The sequence below is a fragment of the Brachyspira pilosicoli genome, from assembly GCF_008016535.1.
GTDB classification, from domain to species: Bacteria; Spirochaetota; Brachyspiria; order Brachyspirales; family Brachyspiraceae; genus Brachyspira; species Brachyspira pilosicoli_A.
Map to the genome: position 1 here is coordinate 1 of NZ_SAXY01000008.1, position 25,322 is coordinate 25,322.

Here is a 25,322-nt window from a genome sequence, read left to right on the forward strand (position 1 = left end):
AAGAGAATTTTATTCACGATTAAATAAAAATATCACAGTAGAATTATTGAGAGAAAAATTAAAAGAATATACACATTTTTATAACAATCAAAGATTGATTTCTTCGTTAGGTTATATTACAATCAAAGAAAGAATCAAAAATATTATAGCAAGTAAAAGTACAATATCTATGGCTCCATGACAAATATTAATAAACATAATATTTACAATTATTTTAAGTTGATATATAATAGTCGTAATTTATCATTTTTTTAGAATAGTATGAAAATATGTTTTTGAAGACAAAAGGAGTAATTATGGATTATTTTTTTGTAAGAGAGGATAAAGAGTTTAGAAAATTAAAAGAAAATGAAATAGATTTTTTAAAAAGTCAAGGGTGCATATCTCAAAGCTGGGATAAAATATTAATAAAGAATGTTGATTTAAATAGAATAAAAGATGTTACCTTTCATGGAAGAGTAAAAATTAATGGACTTAATGGAAGTATAAAATATCATAATAAATTAAAAGTACCTGCATCAATAAACAGAGCTACATTAATAGATGTATATATAAATGGTAATGTTTATATAAAGAATATAGGTTGCTTTATTGCAAATTATAAGATACAAAATGGAGTTATAATAGAAAATGCTGGAACTATATATATGGAAGGAGAGAGCAGTTTTGGAAATGGAGTAGAAACTTCTCCAATTATGGAAGGAGATGGAAGAAGCGTAAAAATATTTTATAGATTAAACTCACATATAGCATATATAGTTGCAATGTATAGACATAAAAAATTAATGCGGGATAATATAAATAAAATAATAGAGGATTATGCAAAAAGTAAAACTAAAAAGTTTGGAAAAATAAAAAAACATGCTCAGATAATTAATGCAAGACTAATAAAAAATTCTCTTATTGACCCTTATGCCACAATAGAAAACACAGATGAAATAAATAATACCACAATAATAAGTACAAAAGAATGTCCGTCATATATAGGCACATCCGTTATATTAAAAGACTCTATTGTATTAAAAGGTGCTCATATAGTTGATGGTACAGTTATAAAAAAAGCATTTATTGGGGAGGGGGTTAAATTAGGAAGGCAATTTTCTTGTGAGGACTCTTTGCTTTTTGCTAACTGTGAAGGAGAGCATGGAGAGATGTTTTCTATATTTGCAGGTCCTTACACAGTTACGCATCATAAAGCAACACTTTTAATAGCTAGTCATTTTTCTTTTTTTAATGCAGGAAGTGCTACAAATCAAAGCAATCATATGTATAAATTAGGGCCTTATCATCATGGATTTATGGAGAGAGGATGTAAAACAGGAAATAATTCATATATATTATGGCCTTCTCATATTGGTGCTTTTTCTACAGTTATTGGTTCTCATTATGATAATGTTGATGCATCTGATTTTCCTTTTTCATATATTACAGAACATGGGTATCATCAAACTAGGCTTATTCCTGCTTTAAATTTATTTGGTGTTGGGCTTTCTAGAGATGAAAATAAATGGAGAGATAGAGATAGAAGAGTAGGGGAGAAAAAAGATTTAATTATATTTGATGTTTTTAGTCCTTATACTGTTTCAAAAATGATTAAATCAGAAGAGATATTAAATAATATAAAAAAAGAAATTGTTAATGATGAAGTAGAATACATAAAATATAAAAATATGATTATAAAAACATCATCATTAAATAAATATTCAAATAGATATTCCATTGCAATAGATTTATATTTGCATAATAAACTGCTTGAATATATAAAAAACTCTAATGACTTAAATGATGTTTTTAATGATACAAATAAATTTTACGATACTTGGGTTGATGTTGGCGGGCTTATATGTGCAAAAGAGAAACTAGATAATGTTATATTAGATATAGAAAATAATAATATTAATAATGTTCAAGATTTAGTAAAACCTTTTGAAAGACTTTATAATGATTATAATGCAGATGAAAAATCTTGGGTTATTAATGTTATTAAAAAAAGATACAATATAAATACTATTAATATAGATATTATATTAAAAATGCTTAAAGAACATTTATCGCTTCTTACTACTTCATATGAGATATTTTATAGAGATGTAAAAAAGGAATATGATTTGGCAAAAATGGTTAGCTGCGGTATAGATGATAAATCTGTGATGGAAGAAGATTTTAGAGCTATAAGAGGAACTGCCAAAGATAATGCTTTTGTTATAAAATATAAAAATGATGTAGAAAGAAAAATAGAAGATATAAATAAATTAATAAAGAAGTTAGGAAATTAATAAACTATGAAAATATATTCAATTGCAATAAATATAAGTATAGGTTTTGAGGACATAATAGAAGCTGTTATAGAAAGCGGAGTGTTAGATATATTAGGATACAATATAGAGTTTCCTATAAATAACAACAATATTGCTATAGTTAATATATATAATGAAAATATAGAAAAACTAGAAAATAATTTGAAAGTAATAAAAGAAAATATTGATGATATAGCAGAATATGATTATGAGATAAAAGAATTGAATTCAGATGAATATTTGACATCGTATATGGCATTTTTAAAACCTTTTCAAATTGGGAATACAACCATAGTGCCTAATTTAAAAGATAATAATAATGATGACAATGCACTATATATAGCTAAGCAATATGCCTTTGGTACAGGCACTCATGAAACTACTTTTCTTGCACTTGAAATGATTAATGAATACTCTAAAAACAACAATATTTCTTCTAAAATAATAGCTGATATTGGATGTGGAAGTGGAATACTTTCTTTATTTTGTTATAAATTAGGTGCTAGAAATATTACTTCTGTAGATATTGATAATGATGCTGTTAATTGTACTTTAGATAATGCTAAATATAATAATATAAAATTAAATAATGTTTTTTTAGGAAGTGCTGATAGTTTAAGTAATTTTCAATATGATTTAGTAATAGCAAACATCGAAACAGATGTATTGGTAAATATATTGCCTAATTTAAAAAAAATACTAAAAGAAAAAGGGCATTTGATATTATCTGGAATATTATCAAAAAAAGAAAGCTTTATGAATGATTCTATAAAACAAAATAATCTAAAAATATTAGAAAGAAATCAAAAAAATGATTGGATATCTATTCTTTTAAAATAATTATTTATAAGATATTTAATATTTTATAGAGCATTTTTTAAATCATTAGTAGCATCTTCTGGTTTAATTGAGTTTATAAATACACCGCTTCCAAGTTCATATCCTGCAAGTTTACTCATTTTAGGCATTATATCCAAAAACCAATGACTTGAATGAGAATATTTTTTTTCTAACGCTGGAGTGAGTGTATGAAGAACATAATTAAAACTAATTTCTCCAAGCACTTTATTGATTCTATTAAATATATCTTTAACAATACTTGCAAATTGCGATATACAGTCTTCAGAATATATTATGCTGTCAGAATGTTTTTTTGGCAATATATAAATTTGATACGGAGATTTTGATGCAAAAGGAGATATAGCTATAAAATCATTGTTTTCACATATAACCCTTTCATTAATCTTCTTTTCTTCTTCTATGATACTGCAATAAACACACTTTTTGTTTTCATTATAATATTCTAAAGAACCATATATTTCTTCCATAATTTGAATAGGTACAAATGGTGTTGTCATCATCTGTGCATGTGAATGTACTAAGCTAGCTCCAGCTTCTCTTCCAAAGTTTTTAAAAAGCAAACTATACAGCATATCCTTTTCTTTAGATAGCTCTTGAAATCTCATTATTATAGCTTCAAATATAAAAAATAAATCTTTTTCTTTAGCATTATAATAATTAAAACTATGATTAGGATTTTCTATAATAACGTCATGAAACCCCTTGCAAATATCAGCTTCAAATAAATTATTTTTTTCTGGTAATTCATTTGCATTACTTTGTGCGATTATTGGATATTTATTCGGTACAATTCTTACAATCCAATTTTTTTTATCATCAAATATTATAGTAGAATGCTCAGGAGTTTTACTTTCATTACCAATACAAAATGGGCAAGTATTTTCAAATGTTAGTATACGATGCTTCTCTTCGATATTAATATAGTCGCTTGGTCTGCCCATTCTTTCAGAAGCTATAATAACAGATTGCTTAGTAACTGGATCTTTTCTTATATGAGGCATTATCCTATGAGCCTTTTAATCTTATCTTTAATTTCTGTAAGATTACCAGATTTTAATATATATCCGTCTGCATTCCATACTTGAAACTCATGTCTATAATTATTATAGGCAGTACATATTATAATAGGTAATTCTCTATGATTTTCACGAACCTTTCCAAGAAAGTCTAATCCGTCCATTTTAGGCATTTTTATATCTAATGTTATTAAATCTATATGTGGATTATCTTTATTAATCATTTCTAGGGCTTCTTCTCCGCTGTCTGTGGATACTACATTATATCCCTCATCTCTAAACTCTTCTTCGAAAAGTGTTCTAATGCTTTTTTCATCATCGAGAACTAATATAGTTTTCTTAGGCATATAAATGCTCCTTAATAATCTTATTTATATTATAATTATACAATAAAAAAAGTCAAATAGATTTTTACACAATAAATATAACAATATTTTATAAAAAGTGTAAATACTATTTTTTAAGCTATTTTTTTTCACTATCCATAGATTTTTGATAAGTTGCTATCAATGCTTCTATTATGGCACTTCTTATAGCATTTTGTTCTAATACTTCTACACCTTTTATAGTAATACCAGCAGGAGTACAAACATTATCTTTTAATTCTGCAGGGTGTTTTTTAGATTCCAAAACCATAGAACCAGCACCTTTAAATACCTGACTTGCAATCTCTATAGCACTTTTTCTATCTATTCCTATTAATACTCCAGCATCACTCATAGCCTCAATTAACATATACATAAAAGCAGGTGAGCATCCAGCCATAGCATTATAAGCATGTATCTTTTCTTCTGGTATTATTTTAATCATTGCAACCTTACTTAAAAGTTCAATTATAGCAGCTTCAAGTATTTTATTTGCTGACTCTACAACAGATATAAAACCATTACAAGTCTTTACAGGAGTATTCGGCATTATTCTAATAATATTTTCTGTATTGAATAACTGCTTTAATTCAGCAACAGAAACAGAAGCAGCAACACTTACTATTGTAGTATCTTTTTTGATATTATTTTCTATTTCTTTAGCAATATCTTTAACCATATATGGCTTAACTGCTATAAATAAAATATCAGCTTCCTCTGCTATTTTTTTATTATCATTAAATGTTTTTATTTCAAGATTTTTTTCTATCTTTTCTTTTTTTTCTTTTGTCTTTACGCTTGCTATTATATTATTTTTATTTATACCCGCTTTAATAAAACCTTCTATCAAAGCTAATCCCATAGCACCAGCACCAATAAATCCTATCATTTTATACCTCCTTTACTTCATCTGCATAACTATTTGGAACTACTACCATAGTACCAAGCATCTTAGCTAATATTTTGTTTTCTTCATCAAAAAGATTAGCCTCAACAACTATTATAGTTCTTCCCGCCTTTAAAACTTTACCAACACATTTTAGTTTTTTACATACAACAGGAAGAAGATAATTAATTTTTAATTCTGAAGTTACAACATGATTTTTTTCATCGATGACACTAAAAGCGGCAAACCCAGAAGCAGTATCAAGTAACGAAGCAACCATTCCTCCATGCATAAACCCTAAAGTTTGAGTAAACTCCTTTCTATTTTCTAAAGATATTACAACTTTTCCTTCATCAGCTTCTTCTAATTTGCAGCCTATAAAATTTAAAAAATCTTGATTATAAAATATGTTGGAAAGTCTTTTATATATTTTTTCTTGCATGTTTTACTTCTCCTTTATGCATTACTTTCCCATTCATAATCATAATTATATTCTTTATAATTACCTTTAAATACTACACCTTTAACTATTAATTTTTCATCTAATATAACCAAATCAGCAAAATATCCTTCCTTTATCTTTCCATATTTATCATCTATACCCATAACCTGAGCAGGATAAAGCGAAGCCATCTTTAAAGCCTCTTCAACTGTAGCACCTACCTGATTAACGACATTTCTTACAGACTGACTCATAGTAATAGAGGCCCCTCCCAAAGTACCATTATCATCTATAAGTCTATTGCCATCTCTATGTATCTTTTTACCCGCCCAAATGTATTCTTTTATCTCTGGAGCAGCAGCAGGTGCTATAGCATCTGTTACAATACAAATATGCCCTGTCTTTAATTTGTAAGCAAGCTCAACAGAAGCAAAATCACAATGCACTCCATCGCATATTAAACCAGCATACATATCCTTAGTTTCAAGCACCGCACCCACAGCACCAGGCTCTCTCGAACCCCAAGGACGCATAGCATTAAATAAATGTGTAGCAAAAGTTATTCCATAAGGTATTTTCTCTTTTATTTCATTGTAAGTGCCGTTAGTGTGACCTACAGATACTACTTTACCAGCCTTAGCAAATACCTCTATCACTTTACCGTCTACCATTTCTGGCGCCACTGTTACCATAACACATTTTGAAGCATTAATCTTTTTTATCATATTCATATCAGCTTCTCTTATAAACTTTTCATTATGTATGCCTCGTTTTTCATGAGATATATAAGGACCTTCAAAATGTATGCCAAGCACTCCAATAACTGATAAATCTTCTATACTATTAAATAAATCTATAATCTTTAACATATACTCATCGCCGTTTGTAATTACTGTAGGCAAATAAGAAGTACACCCATATCTCTGGCAAACTTCATTCATATTTTTTAATGTATCAACTGTAGGGCTAGCATTAATATCATAGCCTCCTATACCATTAATTTGCAAATCTATATATCCAGGAGCTACTATTTTTCCTCCTAAGTCTATTCTTGTAATTACAGCATCAACATCTATCTCTTTTTCTACGCTTTTTATAATATTGTTTTCTATTACTATACAATGCCCATCTATAAACTTTTCTCCGTCAAATATTCTTATGTTTGTAAGAGCATAATAGGATTTATAAAGCCCTTTAATAAGCTCTTTTGGATGAATACTTTTACTTTCTAAACTCTTAGCGTATTTATAAGTTTTTACTTTTAAATCACTGCTTGATTCTTCATCAGCAACAATTATAAGTTTTTTATGTTCTTGTAAAACAGAAGTAGGGTAGAATTGACTTATTGCCCCCTCAACACAATGCGACAATGCATCAGACACCTCATAACCATTAGCCATAACAAGTATATATCTAGCATTAAAAGCCTCTTCAAATCCAAGAGTAAATCCTTCCCTCGGAAACATCTCCACAGGCATATTGAATTTTTTTGCTTCATAGCTTCTAATTATCTCGCTTATCTTTTTATCTCTTACACTCCCTTCTAATGATGAGCTTGGAGTATTTAACAAGAAACTTCCATCTTCTGCTAAATTATCTATTAGCAACGTTATATTACCTAATTTTTTAATTATATTTGACATTCTCCTTGCTTCTTTTTTTCTATCTGTAACTTTGCTATTAAATAGATGCACATTTTCTTTAGGTATGTCTATATGCTTTATGAAATTTTCTTCTAAATATTTTTGCGATATATCTGAGTCTATGTACTCACCAGAAGAAACTATATGTATATTTTTAAATGATACTATATTGTCATTGTAAAAAGATAATAGTTTTTTATAATAAGCCTTATCTACATATCTCAAGGGAAAAGATAACACAAAAGGCTTTTTTTTGTCAGAATAATCTAATATACATTTTACAGTATAATACGCTGCCCATTCATAAACACTTTCATTAGTTATAATTATTCTCATATATTCTCCTTAAAATAATTTTTGTTTTATTCTATTTTATTTTCATGGATACTGTTTGACTAGATAATCTCAAAGATGATTCATAGTCTGCTATTACTGTAACATCACTATGTTTTTGCAGTTTGCTTAGAGGGGAGGAATTACTTATACCGCATTCTAAACAATCTCTAAGAGAGCAAGAATTATCTATACCCGATGATGTAAGTAAAATAGTATCAACTATATCTATAATTCCCATTCCCATACTAAATACCATAGTTGGCACTTCTCTATCAAATTTTGTTTTAATTGCTTTTATCGAATGTTCACTTAATGTTTTTAATCTAAATAATGATGATAATGATGACATTCTCTCGTTTCCTGCTGAAGTAGAATCTGGGGTTAGAGAATACCATATAACATCAAATCTACCTATTTTTTTTATTATTTTTAATTGATTTTCCATTTGACTTTCATCTTTACTTCCATCAAATAAAAATTGATTTTTTTTAGGAATATTTAATTTTGAAAGCAAATTCTCTTTTAAAAAATATGCTTTACTGTTTTTATCATCTTGAGATAATCCAACATATTCTGATTGCTGAAATATAAAGATATTTTTAAAATTAATATTATAGTTCTTTACATTTTCTATTATTGCTTTATAAATATCTTTTGTGTCATATTCGCTGGATACGGAAATATAGAGTTTTTCTTTTGATTTTTGTTTTTTTTCTAAGAAATGCAAAATATGATTTGCGGTGAAATATGTATAATCTTTATAAGAATCTGCTATATATATATTCATAAAAAAATAAGTCCTCTATAATTTAATTAAAAATCAATGCGAACTTATTATAACATTTTCTCTACTTTCTGTATACACTATTTTTTCATTATTATTTGTAGATTTATAAATTATATTATAGTCTTTATATCCTGCTCTAAATGATAAATTAGTGCAGCTAAAACTATTTATTGATATATTTGTATTAATAATATTTCTGCGTTCTTTTATATCCACATTATCTTTAGGTATTGTTATAACCATTATCCAAGGGCTGAATTTTTTTGTATTATCTATAGTTGAAACTTTCGCAGTATATAATTTTTGATTTCCTATATTAGTTTCTGATACTTCATAGTTTAATTTATACTCTGATAATAGTTTTATATAGCTTGTAGAATATTTACCTTCAATAGTAAAAACATTATCATTATTATTACTAATAGGAAGTTTGCTGTTTATGTGCCATTTATATTGATAGCCATTAATATAGTTTTCTTTATTTATATTAGGCAAGGCTTCTATATCTTCTTTTATTATTAATATATTAGGTTTTAGATAATAAAATGTTCTTTCAAAATTTATAAGCGTTATCTTATAAGTATAAATATTATTTGCTTTAGCTTTGGCAAAGAAAAGTTTATTATTATTAGTTGTGCTTATTATTTTTGAAAAGCTTGATGGTTTTTCTTCTATTCGGTATTCATTAGTGGCATCAGATATTATTATAGTATTATGAAAATCAGCATATGCAAATACTTCTTTACTTACATCGTTATAAAAATATCCAAGTTCATCTATAATACTGTCCCCATAATTATAATAAACAAAACTCATTCTATCATTATGATTAAGACCATAAGATTTATATGCATTATATCCTTTAGCATATACTCCCAAATATTGACTCTCTAATGATTTTATATCTCTATTATATATGACAGTTTCTATATTTTTAAAATAAGCACTTTGATATTCATTATTTAAAACACTTATAGCATCATCTTTTATAGAATGATTATTCCATAAAAGCATATAAGGTAAATATTTTATATCAATAGCTTCACTTTGACCAAATACAGAATAGTTTTTATAAAGAGCATTATTATACGTTTTGCTTAAAAGCTCCATAATTGCACTTCTTGCCCCATTATCAAAACGCATTTTACTTCTGCCGTCTATTAATGTATATCCAACAGGCAAAGTATATCCTGATGGGTATCCTACAATAGATAAATATTTGCCTATATTTTTAAATGATTCATATTCAAATGCATCGACAACTTCAGCATTTTTTAAAGCATTAGCATATATTAATATATTAAAAATTATTTCAAATGAGTTATCTAAAGAAGCCTTTAAACTGCCGTCATCTTCAAACATACTGAATATTATAGAGTTTATATATTTAAGCGAAAATAAATACCAATTTCTTACTTCCTCTTGATATAGATTTTCATTTAGCATATTCAATGATATTAAACCTAATGTTGTTATATATTTTATATTATTAGCATCTCTATATAATGAAGGATTACTAATTATGTATTTATATAATATATTTCCATAATCTATAAATTTCTGTTTTATTAATACTATCTCTTCAGAAGATAATTCATTGTATAATATATCAAAAGGCATTAATAATGAATTGGCTAATATGTATGATGCTTCTATATTATTAAAGTTTTCTATATTGTTTTCATTTAAAACTGTAATATCTTTTATTATTTGCTTTACATCATATTGAAATGCAGTATTCTCTTTTTCTAAATAAGCCATTAAGCTCATAAGCATTATATGCGAAGGAAGATTGGCAAAGTATATTTTATTATTATTAGTGGTATATGATATATTATCTAAATACCATTTACCTACATTGTTTGAAGTATACAGCTTAAAATAATTAAAATTTCTTAAAAACGCTGATTGAGGCATTCTCTTAGAATTATATACATTATTTAGTAAATTAAGAGTTGCAGCATCTGTGAAAATAAAAGGTCTTTGAGTATTTGCTGTTGTATTTGTTATAATATTAATATCTTTAGTTTTATCAGTTATAAAGAAATGATATATTTTTCTTAAATTAGTATCTCCATTTTCATCTAATGCTATATACCATTTTCCATAATCTAGTTTATTTGTAATATCAAAAAAATTATTATTTCTAATAGTATATTCATATGAGTTATTGAAAGATAAATCTTTTGTTAAATACACTCTAAGAAGATTTAACTTTTTATTAATCATAAAAAAAGGAGGATTGCTTCTTGCTATATGACCGCTTTCAGGTAAAACTAATGCTATTGTATTATTATATTCATTTATTTTCTCGTTTAATGAAATTGTAACTTTTTCTTTTGTGTCATAGCTTCCAACACTCTCTAAACTTATTGCTATATTTTTTATCTTTTCATTAGATAAATGCGGAGTAAAATTAGTGGAATATAATTCTATATTGATGGTTTGATTAACAACAGGGTTTACAATAGAATAGCTTTTTTTTATATTATCTTCTTCAACGCATATATCTAATAGGGTGGGTATGTTATCAGTTTCTATATTATAACTTAACATAATACCATTTTTTATTTTCTTATTTACTTTTAATTTTATATATTCTGGATATATTTTATTATATTCGGGAAATGATATAGTATATGAATCTTCCTTTTTATTATAAACAGCATTTATTTCGCCAATGGTAACATTTTTTGATGAACAAGCGATTATGTTTATAATTATAATAAAAATTAAAAATAAATATTTAAACATAAAAAACTTCTATTCCAATCTAACTCTATGCAAACCTCTAAGATAATAAGTTATATCTTGTATATTTTTATCTATCATTTGTTTATATTCATCTGGTATATTTTGATCTCTTATTAGCTTAAACATATCAAGCCCTTCTTGTAAATTACCAAGCAAACTTATTCTTGCAGCATTTCTTAATATTTTTTTGTATTTTGAATAATACATATTTTCTGGCATATTATCAAAGCCATAAGTGATAACAAGTTTCTTTTCATAATCATCGGTATCATCAAGAAGCTTCATTCTCATAGTAGGAGTTTCACTTGCAGGTCTTAATTGAGTTTCTGGTTTTGATAATTTACTTGTTTCTTTTGGTGCTTCTACTTTTACTGTAATATTAGGAACTTGCTGATTTGGAGATGATGTTGTTATAGTTTGTTTACTTCCATCTTCATTATTTGTAACTATTGTTTGCCCTGCAGATTGAGGACTATATCCTTCATTTATTTCAACTCTGCTATTTTCAATTTTATCTATTATTGTAAATGGGCGTTTTTGACCATTATCATTTTGATATGTGTCTTCTAATCTGCTTTCTACCAAATCTTCTAATTGTTCTGATGCTTTATTTAATCTATCTTCACCTTCTGTTAGAGTTTCTTTTTTGTTTTCTTTTTCTTTTTGTTCTCTATAATCGTCCATAGCAGCACACATAATGCCTGCCATTTTTTTTATTCCTTCTTCTGTTGCAGGGTCTATATCAAAGGCTTTATCTCCTTGCATGTTCAAAGTGTCAGTGGTGCCATTAGGGTCTAATGGGTTTTCTGGCATATTAGGGTTGTTATAATAATTAACTTGACTATTTTTTATAGTTGATGCTATGTCTTTTGCTGAACTTTGTATATTGCTTCTTATTAGTCTTAATTTCTCTTCTTCTTTTTTGAGATGTTCTCTTTTTTTATCTAATAACTCTCTTTCTTTTTTTATTCTTTTTAATATTTTTAAATTTTCTCTAAATTTTTCTTTATCTTCTTTTGAAAGTTTATTAGCATTTTTTTTGTTTTCTTTTAATTGCTCTATAGCCTTTTTTAATTTCTCAGTAACTTCTTTTCTTAAAGCTTCAGACTGTTCTAATTTCTTTTTTAAATCATTTATTTCTTTTACATTGCCTTTAGAGCCTTTACTTTCTTCTTTTAATGATTCTATTTGTTCGCTTAATTTTATATTGTTAGCTTCTATTTTGTTTTTTTGATTCTCTGATTCTTTTAATTTATTTTCTAAGTCTTTAATTAATTTTGAAGTTTCTTTGTCTTTTTTATCAGTATCTTTACTAGTTTGTAGAGCTTCTTTTATTTTTGAGTTAAGCTCTTTATTTTGATTTTCTATTTTCTCTTTTTCTGTTAATAAAGTCTTTAATTTGCTTTCTAAGTCTTTAATTAATTTTGAAGTTTCCTTATCTTTCTTATCAGAGTCTTTACTTGTTTTTAATGCCTCTTTTATTTTAAAATTTAATTCTTTATTTTGCTCTTCTATTTTTTTCTTTTCTTCTTCTAATTTTTTATTATTCTTCTCTAATAGCTCTAATCTTTTTTTTAACTTAGTGATATCAGCATTAATTGTTTTTACATTTTCTGTTTTGTATTTTTTGATATTTTCTTCTAGCTGTTTTATTTTTTCTTTATATTTATCTTCAAGTTTTTTATATTTATCTTCTAATTTCTTTTTTTGCAAATCTATTACTTTTATATATTTCTCATTTAATTCTACTATCTTTGCTTCAGATTTATCTAATTTTGTTTGCAATTTTTCTGCAATTTTTTTATAATTTCCTTTATTTTCTTCAGTTGTTTTTTTTACAGCCATTTTTTAAACCGCCATTAAATATATTATAATACCTATTCGTATTAACGGTAATTTTTTTAATATGTTAACAAAAATATTTTTTTATTTTATATTAAAAATTAATAGTTTATCATGTCATGGAGCCATAGATATTGTACTTTTACTTGCTATAATATTTTTGATTCTTTCTTTGATTGTAATATAACCTAGCGAAGAAATCAATCTTTGATTGTTATAAAAATGTGTATATTCTTTTAATTTTTCTCTCAATAATTCTACTGTGATATTTTTATTTAATCGTGAATAAAATTCTCTTTCGTCTATGCCGTGTACTCTTTCTACTACGCCATTGTATCTTGGTGTTGCTATAGGAATATATCTCCTCTCTAATTTATTTTTTAAGCAGTATTCATCAAAAATATTTATTTTAGGAGTATTAATACAGCGATAAGTATATTCTATACCATTGTCCGTTTGTATAGCCTGTATCTTAAAAGGTGAAGTTTTTAAGACATATTTTAAGAAAGATAAAGCACTATAAGGTGTTTTATCCTCATAGATTTGCCTCCAACTATAGCGAGTAGCTAAATCTACAGCTGTGAATTGATAAACTCTTTTTCTGCCTAATTTGATATATTTAGTGTCTATTTGAACTATTTTGCCTTCTTTTTGTATTTTAGAGACAAATTTTCGTTTATCATATCGCTTCTTTTTCTTTTTTATTTTGTATCTCCAAAGATTATTTCTTTTTAGTACATTCTCTATAGCTGTAACCCCTATCTTAATGCCTTCACGATTTAAATATGCTTTAATATAATGCTTACCTCGATATTCTTTAGTATAGAGTTCAATAATTAAATTAATAGCTTTTTGATTATTAAAGATATTTGGAGAAGTTTTTGGCTTAGTACTAAAATTAGCGACAGTTCCAGTGTCTTTATATTTTTTAAGCCAAGCATAAAAAGTAGATTTGGGTATTTCTTCTATCTTTAAAAATCTTTTAATATTTTTAGTTTTTAATGCTTCATCCACTATAAATAATTTAAATTCTGTGCTATAATCTCTTTTCATAGTAGCATCCTTTTTATTTGTTTTATGTTCAAAATATTATAACAAGGATACTGCTTTTTTTATACTAAAAAATGTCCAATATCTCACACTCCTTAACAAAATTTATCTTTTATTTATTAGTATTTAAAGTTTTTATATATTTTTTATAAAAAATATAATTAGAGTTTATAAAAATAAAGTTTTAATATATAATAGATTATAATTATTTTTAAGGAGAAAATTATTTATGTCTGAAATAAAAAGAATTGCTATAATCGGTGCTATGGATTGTGAAATTGATAATTTTAAAAATATGATTGAAAATATAGAAGAAATTGAAATAGCTAATATTAGTTATTATATAGGAAGTTTATGTGGTAAAAATATAGTGCTTTTAAAATCTGGTATAGGCAAAGTTAATGCAGCTATTGCCACAACTATAGCTATAGAAAAATTCAATGTAGAAAAAATTATATTTACAGGTGTTGCTGGTTCTGCTAATCCTGACTACGATATATCTGATATAGTTATTTCAAAAAATTTAATTGAGCATGATTTTGACACAAGTGCTTTAGACGGAGATGAGCTTACAGTTTTAGTAAAAGGATATAATGATAATTACTATCCTGCAGATAATTCTTTAATAGAAATAGCTAAAACTTCAGCTCAAAAAGTTATAACAGACAATAAAGTTTATATTGATACTATTGCTACAGGCGACCAATTTGTAGGTGATAACAATAAAGTAAAACAAATACATAATAAATTCAAAGCTGGTGCTATAGAAATGGAAGGAGCTTCAGTTGCCCATGCTGCTTTAATGTATAATATTCCATTTGTTGTAATACGTTCATTGTCAGATAAAGCTGACAGCGATGCTGTAGTTGATTTCCCAAAATTTGTAGCAAAAGCGGCAGAAAATTCTAAAAAAATAGTAATAGAAATGCTCAATAATATTTAACAATTATTTTTTGGTTACTATTGAAAATATTTGCATATATATTATAATTACAAAATTAAATTAACATAATATTGGGGAAATCATGCCAGATAAAAGAACTATACTAAAAGGAAACGGTATCGGTGATTATGTATCTATAGGAGATTCATTTCTATATCTTAATTCATTAATAACCCCAATGTATAATATAGAAAAAGAAGATGTTGAAGAAGAATACATAAGATTAGATAAAGCAATAGAACAATCAAAGGAGCAAATAGAATATTTAATAAAAAATGTAGATAGCAATTTAAAAAATATATTATCAATGCATATTTTGCTTATTCAAGACCCTGTAATAATAAAACAGGTAAAAGATGAAGTAAAAAATAGATTATTAAATGTTGAATATGTATATGATACTGTAATAACAGAATATTTTAATAAGATATCTGCTTTTAATAATCAAATGCTTTCAGAGAGAGCTAGCGATATAATAGATATAAAGGGTAGGGTAATAAGAAATTTACTCAATCCAAGTACAGATAGTAGCAGTTTTTCCATACCAAAAGAGTGTATAGTAATATCCAAAACATTAACACCAAGTGATGTATTAAGGTTTAACAGTATAGGTGTTGGTGGTTTTATAGTGGAGGGTGGAGGCTATACTTCGCATGCTGCTATACTTGCAAAATCTTTTGGAATACCTACTATTTTTAATGTAGAAAATATTACTAATAGAGCTAAAAACGGCAGAAAAATTATAATAGACTGTAGAAGTGATATTGTAATATTAAATCCAAATCAAAAAGACACGTATAATTATAGTATATTATCTGAAAATTTAAAAAAATACAAAGAACAGTCTATTAAAGATGCCAAAGAAAAAGCCATAACAAAAGATAATGTAGAAATAAAAATAAATGCCAATATAGATATACCAGAAGAGATGGAAAGTATTATAAAATATGGCATAGATTCAATAGGACTTTATAGAACAGAGTTTTTATATATTTATTCTGATGACGGCAATACTTGTGCTTTACCAACAGAAGAGAGGCAGTTTAATGTATATAAAAAAATAGCTTCATCTGCAAATGGAAAAGTAATAATAAGGACTTTGGATATTGGCGGAGATAAAATGGCTCCTTCTCTTGGAGTTATTAACGTAAAAGAAGATAATCCATTTTTGGGTTGGCGTGCTATAAGATTTTGTTTATCAAATAAGAAAATATTTAAAAATCAAATAAGGGCATTATTAAGAGCTTCTGTATATGGTAATATAGAAATAATGATACCTATGATAAGCACTTTAGAAGAGTTTTTAGAGGCCAAAAAATTTATTAATGAAACAAAAGAAGAATTAAAAAAAGAAAATATAGCATACAATGATAATATAAAAATAGGAGCCTTAATAGAAACTCCTTCTGCGGCAGTTATTATAGATTTACTCATAGAAGAAACTGATTTTATTTCAATAGGTTCTAATGATTTAACGCAATATGTATTAGCTTGTGATAGAACAAATGAAAAATTAACTTATCTTTATAATTCTATAGATATATCTGTTTTGAGAATATTAAAACATATTATAAAAACAGCAAAAGATAATAATAAACTTGTAACATTATGTGGAGAGATGGGGGGAGTACCAAAATATACTCCTATTCTACTTGGTCTTGGAATTAGGGAATTATCTATGTCTGTAACTTCTGTAGCTGAAGTAAAAAATGTAATAAGGGCTGTATCTATAGAAGAATGCGAAAAATTAGTTGATAGTATGCTTGAAAATAAGAATAATGATTTTTCTAAATCCGTTTTAGAAAGTTTTATAAAGAAACTACAAACTCAAAAGGTATAAGATGAACACTATAAAAAATATTTTAATTGTTGTATTAATAATTTTTTCTTTAAGCTCATGTAAGGTAAAAGATTCTATAAGTGAATTTAATAAATTAAAAACGATAGAAAATACAGAAGATAATGGTGCTTTGTGTGAGTTTTTAAAATCTCTTCCAAAAAAAGAAGAAGTAAATGCCCAAACACCTTATAATGAATTAACAACTTTCTTGAAAGGAAGAGATCAAATATTATCATCAAATTATAAAGATGGTTTTGAAACTTTAGCTAGATTTTTGTTTACATATCCTTCAAGTTATTATCAAAGCGAGGCATCATATTTACTAGGTCAAGCTATAATTTATATGATAGAAAATGACCCTCTTTATATGGACACTTTTTACAATAAATTAATATCTGAAGGAATTGTGGAAGGAGAGGAAAACTCTGCAAATACTAATGTTTCTACTTCAACTACAAATAGAAGAAGCAAAGAATTATTAAATATTTATAATCAATTAGGAATAAAAATTAAAGATAATGTATATACATTTAATGGGGCTATATTTGATAGAATAGTTGCTGATAGTGAAAGTGTATTTCCGCTTAAAGATTTTGCCTATTATTTTGGAATGCATCATAGATTTCAAATAATATCATCTGCAGAAGATAAAGAAAAATATTTAAGTAATGTAAATTATTTAAAAAGGTTTTCAGACAGATATAGAACAAGCGTACTTCAAGAGAATATATTAAATAATAAATCATATTTTCCAGATGTGCTTCCTTTTGAATTAACAGCTAATGAAAAAACAGAATATGATAAAACAATGAATACTATTAAAGAGAGAATAGAAGCAATCAAACCTGTATTAAATGAAGATTATTATATAAGAGGAAATGGAATTATTATAAGAGATAGAATACCTGCAATTAGTGTAGGAAAAGAAACAGAACTCTATGTAATGCAAAACTATGATTTTGTTACAGTATTAAATAAAACAAATGTGTATAATAACAAAGAGAGAGAAAATGAAGATTGGTCTTTAGTGAGATATGATACTTATTATGGTCCTATAATTGGCTGGAGCTATTCTAGATATATGACAAATGATATAGAAAAAGTAAAAGATGTATTTGAACATTATAAATCAGCTATGAACTATTATAAAAATTATGATTATTTAAAATCTGCAAATTATTTTTCATATATATTAAATCAAAAAACTACAAATTATTTTACAGATAAGTCTGTATATTTCCTCTGGAAAGTTAATAATAAAATAGGCGAAATTGTAAGTTCTAAAGACAGTCTTTATTATGATTATGTTTTAGAATATCCAAAATATTTTTATTATAATACAAACACTTCAGTATTACAAAGCTCAACACTTTTATATAATTATTTAGTAAAAATAATGCCAACTAATCCATATAGATTTGTTATAAGTGGAGATAGTGAGGCAGAATACAGTGTAGATTAAAAAATAATTGTAGTATAATAACAAAATAAAAGCCCTCAAAAACTATAAGTTTTAAAGGGCTTTTTTATATATTTAAATAAAACTATATTATTTTTGTAAAGAAGTTATAACAGCCAAATCAGCAATATCCTGAGCAGAACATCCTCTTGAAAGGTCATTAGCAGGTTTAGCTATACCTTGAAGCATAGGACCAATAGCTGTACATTTACCAACTCTCTGAGCTATTTTGTGTCCAATATTTCCTGAGTTTAATTCTGGGAAAATAAATACATTTGCATCACCTTTAATAGGAGAGCCAGGAGCTTTTTGAGCAGCAACTTTTTCAATCATAGCTGCATCAAGCTGCATTTCTCCATCATAAACAAAATCAACCACTTGTGAATCTAATATTTTTTTAGCTTCTCTAACCCTAGTAATTGATTCATGTTCAGCAGAACCTTTAGTAGAGAATGAAAGTAAAGCAACTTTAGGTTCATTACCTGTCATATTCCTATAAGATTCAGCTGTAGCTTTAGCTATATCAGCAAGCTGTTGAGGTGTAGGTTCAGGTATAACAGCACAGTCAGCAAAACAAGATATACCATTTGTAAATAAAGATTTATCAGAGCTTTCAAGAAAGAATGTAGATGATAAAGTTTTAATTCCAGGTTTTAATCCTATTAAAAATAAAGCAGCTCTAAGCATTTCTCCTGTAGAATAAACAGCACCGCCTACCATACCATCAGCATCATTATCAGAAATCATTGCAGCAGCAGCATATATAGAATGATTTTTAATTAAATCTGCAGCATGGTCTTTTGTCATACCTTTTTCTTCTCTAGCTCTGAAAAGCATTTCTATATATTTTTCTGATTTAGCTTCAGTTTTAGGGTCAAATATTCTAGCAAAACTATCTCCCAATTTAAGTGAATTTTCTTTTGCTAAAGCTTCTATTTTATCCCTATCTCCTACCAATATAATTCCTTTTACTAACTGCTCTTTTTTTAATATAGCAGCAGCTTTGACGTGTCTTTCATCATATCCTTCTGCTAATATTATAGTTTTTGGATTAGATTTTGCTTTTTCTTTTAAATTGTCCATGAATGATGCCATAATAAAAACCTCTTAATAAAATTAATTTAGGATATTCTAATATATAAATAATTATTTTGCAAACAATTAATTTAGAATATTTTTAATATATATAAAATTATAATATAAATTTTTTTTATATATTATATTACATAGTTTGTTTTTATTTTTTATAAATATTCTTGTGTATTTTAATATTATCTTTATTTTTAAAATATTTTTTAACTAATAAATGTGTATTGAGATTACTAAATAGTTATTTTTTATCACAATAAGAAGCTGAATATAACTTATTTAATTAATTACAAATAAAAAATATGTCTAGGTATTTATAAAACTCCAAGCATTTTTATAGCTTCAGAAATATGGTCTATTCCTATAATTTTAATACCATCTATAGATTTGCCTAGTTCTTTTACAGCTCTCTTTGATATATAAACTTCTTTAAGAGAAAATTTTTTCATTTCTTTTATACGTCTTTCAATAAATCTAACAGGCCTAACTTCTCCAGAAAGCCCTAATTCTCCAATGTATGCTGTAGTTCTTTGAATAGATATGCCATACATACTTGATACTATAGCCATAGCAATAGAAATATCACTGGCAGTCTCTTTAACATTAAGACCATTTGCAATATTAATATATACATCTTGATTAGAAAGATTTATATGACATCTTTTTTCTAATATAGCAATTATAATAAGAAGTCTATATTGGTCGTAGCCTATAGTAAGCCTTCGAGGATAACCAAAAGCACTGCTTCCAACTAAAGCCTCCTGTTCCACACAAAATACCCTGCTTCCTTCTATTACAGGAGTTATAACACTTCCAGCAAATACAGCTTCATTGAGAGAACGAGTAAAAACTTTTGAAGGGTCTTTTACCTCCATAAGCCCATTTCCTGCCATCTCAAATATTCCAACTTCATCAACTGCCCCATAACGATTCTTTACAGCTCTTAATATTCTATATATACCTTTATCATCACCCTCAAAATATAACACACAGTCTACAATATGCTCTAATATTTTTGGTCCTGCTATAGTTCCTTCTTTTGTAATATGACCTACCAAAAATATTGTTATGTTTTTTAGTTTGGCAGTCTGCATCAATGCCCAAGCACAGTTTTTTATTTGTGCCGGAGAGCCTGCTATGCTGTTTGTAGATGGGCTGTATATTGTTTGAATGGAATCTATTATAGCAAGTGCAGGAGGTTCATCTAAAAGAGTGTTTATTATATTGTCGCAATTTGACTCTGATGATATTAAAAAGTCTGAATCTTCTAATAAAAGTCTATCTGCTCTTAATTTTATCTGCTCTAAGGATTCTTCCCCTGTAAAATAATAAACTTTCTCTTTTTTGGCAATATTTGAAGCAACTTGTAAAAGTAAAGTGGACTTACCAATTCCAGGTTCTCCTCCTATAAGTATTACACTGCCAGATACAATTCCGCCTCCTAATACTCTGTTAAGCTCATCTATATTTGTAGATGTTCTTATATTATCAGAAGTTTTTATCTTTTTTATTGAAGTTAATTGTGCTTTATCTGTAGAGAGAGCATTTTTTACTGTTTTTATTTTACTTTCTTCTGGTTCTGTAAAAGGCTTTAAACTATTCCAAGAGCCGCAGGAAGGGCATTTACCCATCCAATTGATAGTGCTCTCTCCGCAATTTTCACAAACAAATACTGTATTACTTTTCTTCGCCATTATTAAATTTCTCAAATATTTTCTTTCTTCTGTTTTTATCGCTGTACCATAACATCACACCAAATAATATAACAATCAAAGGAACTATTACTATATTAATAAATCTCACAGCCATCTTTATGCTTTCAGGCACTTGATAAGGAGGATTAAATATAGCACCTTTTCTTCTTATATCCATTAGAGCAGTGTCCCCCACCATATAATCAATCATATTCATTAAGAAAATCTTATTAGCATCAAAAGCACTGTTTCTTGCCATATCAACAGAACCAACAACTATAACTCTTCCGCTTGTTGTGGAGTTTAATCTATTAACATTTGCTATATTTATATTTGTAGACTTAATAGGAATATCCTTACCTTCAAAGGCACTAGTCATACTGCCCTGAGAAATTGCTGCTATAAGTCTTTTAGAAAGCAAATTATTGTCTTTTGGCATACCGCTCATAGATGAAGTAAAATCATTAGTTTCTACCCAACTCTTATCACTAGAATAAAATAATGGTGTAACTTTAGCATCATTGCTATTAATTAATACTTCACTAGATAAAGGTGCAAGCATCAAATTAATACTTTTTGTTATATCACTTTTTGAATTAATATTTTCTGGCATTATAAGAGGTATATAATAAAATTTCTGTTCCGGCATACCCTCTTGTAATTGTGCTTTATAAGCATTATCATCAAATATCATATTTTCAGCTAAATAAAGCCCATAATTTGGAAGTATTTCATTTAATCTATTAGTAACAGGAAGTAAACGAGGTCCATACATTTGTGCATTAGGGTCATTCTCATCTATATGAGCCCCATTAAGCATAAACAATACAGGTTTGCCGCTCATTATAAATTGATCTAATTTATATAATTCTGCATCAGTAAAAGGAGTAAAGCTTCCTAATACTACTAAAGCGTCCATTGTAGAAGGAATGTCTTGTGTATCTAAATTGATAGGCTGAAAATTATAATTAGCTTCAATTTCTGATGCATATCTGCTTGCACTAGTATAAGCATCATCTGGATTTCCGCCGTATTGAACTGGTATATCTATAATATTAACTTCATTATGTCCTTCTATATAGCCAATATTAGCTTTTAACCCAAGCATACTATCTATACTTTTAGAAATTTCATCTGTGATGCCTGCAAAATCACCATATAGTATTGAAGAAGTAGAAAGTTCTAATACATCATCACCATTTTCTAAAACTAAAGAAAAATATCCGCTTCCTTTTGGAACAATAATAGTGCCGTCATTATCTTTTATATCTTGCCATTCTAATTTTTTTATATTAAGTTTTTTTATTATATCTTCATTTTCTTGATTTGGAGTAGACATATCAATATGAGTAAATACTACTTTGTTCATTAAGTTTTTATTAGCCTCTGTTACAGCCTGCATTATGCTGTCTGGTATTAATTCTATTGCCCCAATAGGTAAAAGTTCATAAACTTCTGGAGAAGATATATAATAAACATTTAAATTATTTTCTAATCTGCTCAATTTATCATTTTTGTCAATTAATTTTCTTATAATTGTATCAATATTATATTCTAAGCCTTCAGTAGACCTTACAAAAGGGATAGACTCTATGGAATCACCGTATATAAAAGCTAAGCCCATATATGCTATTTTACTGCTTGTTTGGTCTTTTTCTAATACATTTATTTGAGTGGAAGAAATTCCGTATTGATTTGCCATTGTTGTATTTGTAGAGGCATCTATTATTTCAAAACTTATATTTTTTCCTGCTGCTGATTTATATTCTGCAAATAAGTCTTTTATATATTTTTCGTATGTTGAAAAAGGAGGAGGCAGATTTGGTGTTAAAAAGAATTTAACACTTAAAGGCTCTTTTAGACTTTTTACTAATGATTTACTTCCGCTGCTCAAAGAATAAATTTTATCTTTAGTTAAATCTATAAAAGGTGTAAATTGATTAACTATTGCATTTATTAAAACAATAATCACAAGTATAAAAATAAAAGTTATTATTCTATCTTTTCTCTTAGTCATAGTTATCCCATTTTTTAAATAATATGCATTATATAAGGAATAAACATATTTGTCAAAGTGTATTTACTTAAAAAACATTTGTTTTATTTTTTTGTAATAAATAAAATTATAAAAAATAAATTTATCTATACGCACGTTTTACTAAACAAAAAATATTAAATTTTTTTGAAATAAAATTTATATTATGTTTTATAAATATGTTTAGCGTGCGGTAAATGTATTGATTACAGGTTTGCTGTATTTTGTTATTTTTTGTTCTAATCTATAATAGAATTTTATAAGAAGCGGAGCTATAAGCCGTATTCTGTCATTTAAGGTAAACATTTATCTAGATACTGCATTGCTGAAGTACTCAAGCGAGCTACCTGAAACCTTTATGAAAAGGGCAATCGGTTTCTGTTTGCTCTTGCCTCTCATGGGGTTTACACTGCCATTCATGTCGCCACAAATGCGGTGTGCTCTTACCACGCCTTTTCACCCTTACCTAAAAATAGGCGGTATATTTTCTGCTGCACTTTCCATAGGCTTTCGCCTTCAAGCCGTTAGCTTGCATGAAGCCCTTTAGAGGTACGGACTTTCCTCAGTATTAGTTATTTAAATACCGCGTTTACCCACTCCGCATAGTGTGTTACTTTATTATAAAAACAGAAAAATGTCAATTAGATCATTATATATTAAAAGTTTTTAAGTTTATCAAAATCTTTTTAAGTTTTTTATTTGTGGTGGCTTTGCCCCGCACCCCACTTCTTTTACGACCGTAGGAAGTGCCTTCGGTATTGGTATAAAAGAACCAAAAGAACTGCATTTTTATATCTTGTTTAGATAACATTGTATTACATTAAAGAAAAATATTATAAATCAAAATTATATTCATATTAGATTAATTTTCTAAATACTAAATTAATTGATTTTTTTATATTTATATATTATACTCAATGCATGAATACAGAAATTATTGAAAACACATTATTAACCTTAATAAATGAATTCAAAAAAGATGAAGAATTAAAAACAAATAGATTAAATGAAATATTTTCTAAAACTAAAACAATAATAAAAGAAATAAAAGAGGAAATTAAACAATATCCTCCGCAGTTTTGTATATTTGATGTAATAAATTTACAAAGACATGAGAATTATAATAGTAATTTGATTGCTAAGTTGCTTGAAGTAAATATAAAGTATAAAGAAGATACTGAATTAAGTTTTGTTAAAGATTTTTTAATGTATTTGAATAATAAGTTTAACTGGGACTATGGATTTAATAATATCAAAAAATTAAAGCATTCGGATATAATTATAAAAAGAGAAGAATATGCAGGCAGCAGAAGAATAGATTTATTTATATCTTATAAAAAAGACTTTGCAATTATAATAGAAAATAAAATATACGCTGGAGAGCAAGATAATCAATTAGATGATTATTATAAAAATAAGAAAGATGATTATAAAAATTTATATATGATTTTTCTCACTCCTTCAGGTTATGAGCCTTATACTTGTTTAGGAGTATGAGATATTGGACATTTTTTAGTATAAAAAAAGCAGTATCCTTGTTATAATATTTTGAACATAAAACAAATAAAAAGGATGCTACTATGAAAAGAGGTTATAGCACAGAATTTAAATTATTTATAGTGGATGAAGCATTAGAAACTAAAAATATTAAAAGATTTCTAAAGATAGAAGAAATACCCAAATCTACTTTTTATGCTTGGCTTAAAAAATATAAAGACACTGGAACTGTCGCTAATTTTAGTACTAAGCCAAAAACTTCTCCAAATATCTTTAATAATCAAAAAGCTATTAATTTAATTATTGAACTCTATACTAAAGAATATCGAGGTAAGCATTATATTAAAGCATATTTGAACCGTGAAGGCATTAAGATAGGGGTTACAGCTATAGAGAATGTACTAAAAAGAAATAATCTTTGGAGATATAAAACAAAAAAGAAAAAGAAGCGATATGATAAGCGTAAATTTGTCTCTAAAATACAAA

19 protein-coding genes, 1 other RNA gene and 1 pseudogene are annotated in these 25,322 nt (G+C 26.8%); 8 read left to right on the plus strand and 13 right to left on the minus strand.

Annotation, left to right across the window (positions count from 1 at the left end):
* The 3 genes from EPJ72_RS12965 to EPJ72_RS00805 all read left to right on the plus strand — a co-directional run.
* A partial coding sequence (locus EPJ72_RS12965) for an IS3 family transposase (protein WP_158636868.1) occupies positions 1 to 181 on the plus strand: 181 nt, incomplete at its 5' end.
* Positions 182 to 296: 115 nt separating this feature from the next.
* Positions 297 to 2,276, plus strand: a complete 1,980-nt coding sequence (locus tag EPJ72_RS00800; protein WP_199749255.1) for a DUF4954 family protein — start codon at positions 297 to 299, stop codon at positions 2,274 to 2,276.
* A 6-nt stretch (positions 2,277 to 2,282) separates the two neighbouring features.
* Positions 2,283 to 3,137 carry a 50S ribosomal protein L11 methyltransferase gene (locus tag EPJ72_RS00805; RefSeq protein ID WP_147730379.1) on the plus strand — a complete coding sequence of 285 codons (855 nt, stop codon included), beginning with the start codon at positions 2,283 to 2,285 and terminating at the stop codon, positions 3,135 to 3,137.
* 23 nt (positions 3,138 to 3,160) lie between these two features.
* Here EPJ72_RS00805 and EPJ72_RS00810 read toward each other — a convergent pair whose 3' ends face one another.
* The 9 genes from EPJ72_RS00810 to EPJ72_RS00850 form a co-directional block, all read right to left on the minus strand.
* Entirely contained in the window at positions 3,161 to 4,159 is a 999-nt protein-coding gene (locus EPJ72_RS00810) for a galactose-1-phosphate uridylyltransferase (RefSeq protein ID WP_147730380.1), read from the minus strand.
* Positions 4,159 to 4,521 carry a response regulator gene (locus EPJ72_RS00815; protein WP_147730381.1) on the minus strand — a complete coding sequence of 121 codons (363 nt, stop codon included), beginning with the start codon at positions 4,519 to 4,521 and terminating at the stop codon, positions 4,159 to 4,161. Before EPJ72_RS00815 ends, EPJ72_RS00810 begins: the two co-directional genes overlap by 1 nt.
* A gap of 118 nt (positions 4,522 to 4,639) precedes the next feature.
* Positions 4,640 to 5,428 carry a pyrroline-5-carboxylate reductase gene (proC, locus tag EPJ72_RS00820; protein WP_147730382.1) on the minus strand — a complete coding sequence of 263 codons (789 nt, stop codon included), beginning with the start codon at positions 5,426 to 5,428 and terminating at the stop codon, positions 4,640 to 4,642.
* Between the two features lies 1 nt (position 5,429).
* A complete protein-coding gene (locus EPJ72_RS00825) occupies positions 5,430 to 5,867 on the minus strand; it encodes a PaaI family thioesterase (protein WP_147730383.1) in 438 nt (145 codons plus the stop codon).
* 14 nt (positions 5,868 to 5,881) lie between these two features.
* A complete protein-coding gene (gene nagA / locus EPJ72_RS00830; protein WP_147730384.1) occupies positions 5,882 to 7,846 on the minus strand; it encodes an N-acetylglucosamine-6-phosphate deacetylase in 1,965 nt (654 codons plus the stop codon).
* A 31-nt stretch (positions 7,847 to 7,877) separates the two neighbouring features.
* Complete coding sequence (locus tag EPJ72_RS00835) at positions 7,878 to 8,633, minus strand: glucosamine-6-phosphate isomerase (RefSeq protein WP_147730385.1); 756 nt, start codon at positions 8,631 to 8,633, stop codon at positions 7,878 to 7,880.
* 33 nt (positions 8,634 to 8,666) lie between these two features.
* Positions 8,667 to 11,387 carry an RNA polymerase subunit sigma-70 gene (locus tag EPJ72_RS00840; protein WP_147730386.1) on the minus strand — a complete coding sequence of 907 codons (2,721 nt, stop codon included), beginning with the start codon at positions 11,385 to 11,387 and terminating at the stop codon, positions 8,667 to 8,669.
* A gap of 9 nt (positions 11,388 to 11,396) precedes the next feature.
* Positions 11,397 to 13,232 (minus strand): hypothetical protein, encoded by a 1,836-nt coding sequence (locus EPJ72_RS00845; RefSeq protein ID WP_147730387.1) that lies wholly within the window; start codon positions 13,230 to 13,232, stop codon positions 11,397 to 11,399.
* A gap of 114 nt (positions 13,233 to 13,346) precedes the next feature.
* Entirely contained in the window at positions 13,347 to 14,282 is a 936-nt protein-coding gene (locus EPJ72_RS00850) for an integrase core domain-containing protein (RefSeq protein ID WP_147730388.1), read from the minus strand.
* Between the two features lie 226 nt (positions 14,283 to 14,508).
* Between EPJ72_RS00850 and EPJ72_RS00855 the strand changes: the two genes are divergently transcribed.
* From EPJ72_RS00855 to EPJ72_RS00865, 3 genes are all read left to right on the plus strand, one after another.
* Positions 14,509 to 15,222 carry a 5'-methylthioadenosine/adenosylhomocysteine nucleosidase gene (locus tag EPJ72_RS00855; protein ID WP_147730389.1) on the plus strand — a complete coding sequence of 238 codons (714 nt, stop codon included), beginning with the start codon at positions 14,509 to 14,511 and terminating at the stop codon, positions 15,220 to 15,222.
* 82 nt (positions 15,223 to 15,304) lie between these two features.
* Entirely contained in the window at positions 15,305 to 17,062 is a 1,758-nt protein-coding gene (gene ptsP / locus EPJ72_RS00860) for a phosphoenolpyruvate--protein phosphotransferase (protein WP_147730390.1), read from the plus strand.
* A gap of 1 nt (position 17,063) precedes the next feature.
* Positions 17,064 to 18,524 carry a hypothetical protein gene (locus tag EPJ72_RS00865; protein WP_147730391.1) on the plus strand — a complete coding sequence of 487 codons (1,461 nt, stop codon included), beginning with the start codon at positions 17,064 to 17,066 and terminating at the stop codon, positions 18,522 to 18,524.
* An 87-nt stretch (positions 18,525 to 18,611) separates the two neighbouring features.
* Here EPJ72_RS00865 and pta read toward each other — a convergent pair whose 3' ends face one another.
* The 4 genes from pta to rnpB form a co-directional block, all read right to left on the minus strand.
* Positions 18,612 to 19,616: a phosphate acetyltransferase gene (pta, locus tag EPJ72_RS00870; protein ID WP_147730392.1), complete on the minus strand. Its 1,005-nt coding sequence runs from the start codon at positions 19,614 to 19,616 to the stop codon at positions 18,612 to 18,614.
* A gap of 308 nt (positions 19,617 to 19,924) precedes the next feature.
* Positions 19,925 to 21,304 (minus strand): DNA repair protein RadA, encoded by a 1,380-nt coding sequence (radA, locus tag EPJ72_RS00875; RefSeq protein WP_147730395.1) that lies wholly within the window; start codon positions 21,302 to 21,304, stop codon positions 19,925 to 19,927.
* A complete protein-coding gene (locus tag EPJ72_RS00880; RefSeq protein ID WP_147730393.1) occupies positions 21,288 to 23,321 on the minus strand; it encodes a GldG family protein in 2,034 nt (677 codons plus the stop codon). Before EPJ72_RS00880 ends, radA begins: the two co-directional genes overlap by 17 nt.
* A 277-nt stretch (positions 23,322 to 23,598) precedes the next feature.
* An RNA gene (gene rnpB, locus EPJ72_RS00885) (RNase P RNA component class A) lies at positions 23,599 to 23,944 on the minus strand.
* A 316-nt stretch (positions 23,945 to 24,260) separates the two neighbouring features.
* Here rnpB and EPJ72_RS00890 point away from each other — a divergent pair.
* Together EPJ72_RS00890 and EPJ72_RS00895 are read left to right on the plus strand one after the other, a co-directional pair.
* Positions 24,261 to 24,836, plus strand: a complete 576-nt coding sequence (locus EPJ72_RS00890; RefSeq protein WP_242004862.1) for a PD-(D/E)XK nuclease family protein — start codon at positions 24,261 to 24,263, stop codon at positions 24,834 to 24,836.
* Between the two features lie 83 nt (positions 24,837 to 24,919).
* Positions 24,920 to 25,322, plus strand: a pseudogene (locus EPJ72_RS00895) (hypothetical protein); the annotation flags it as partial.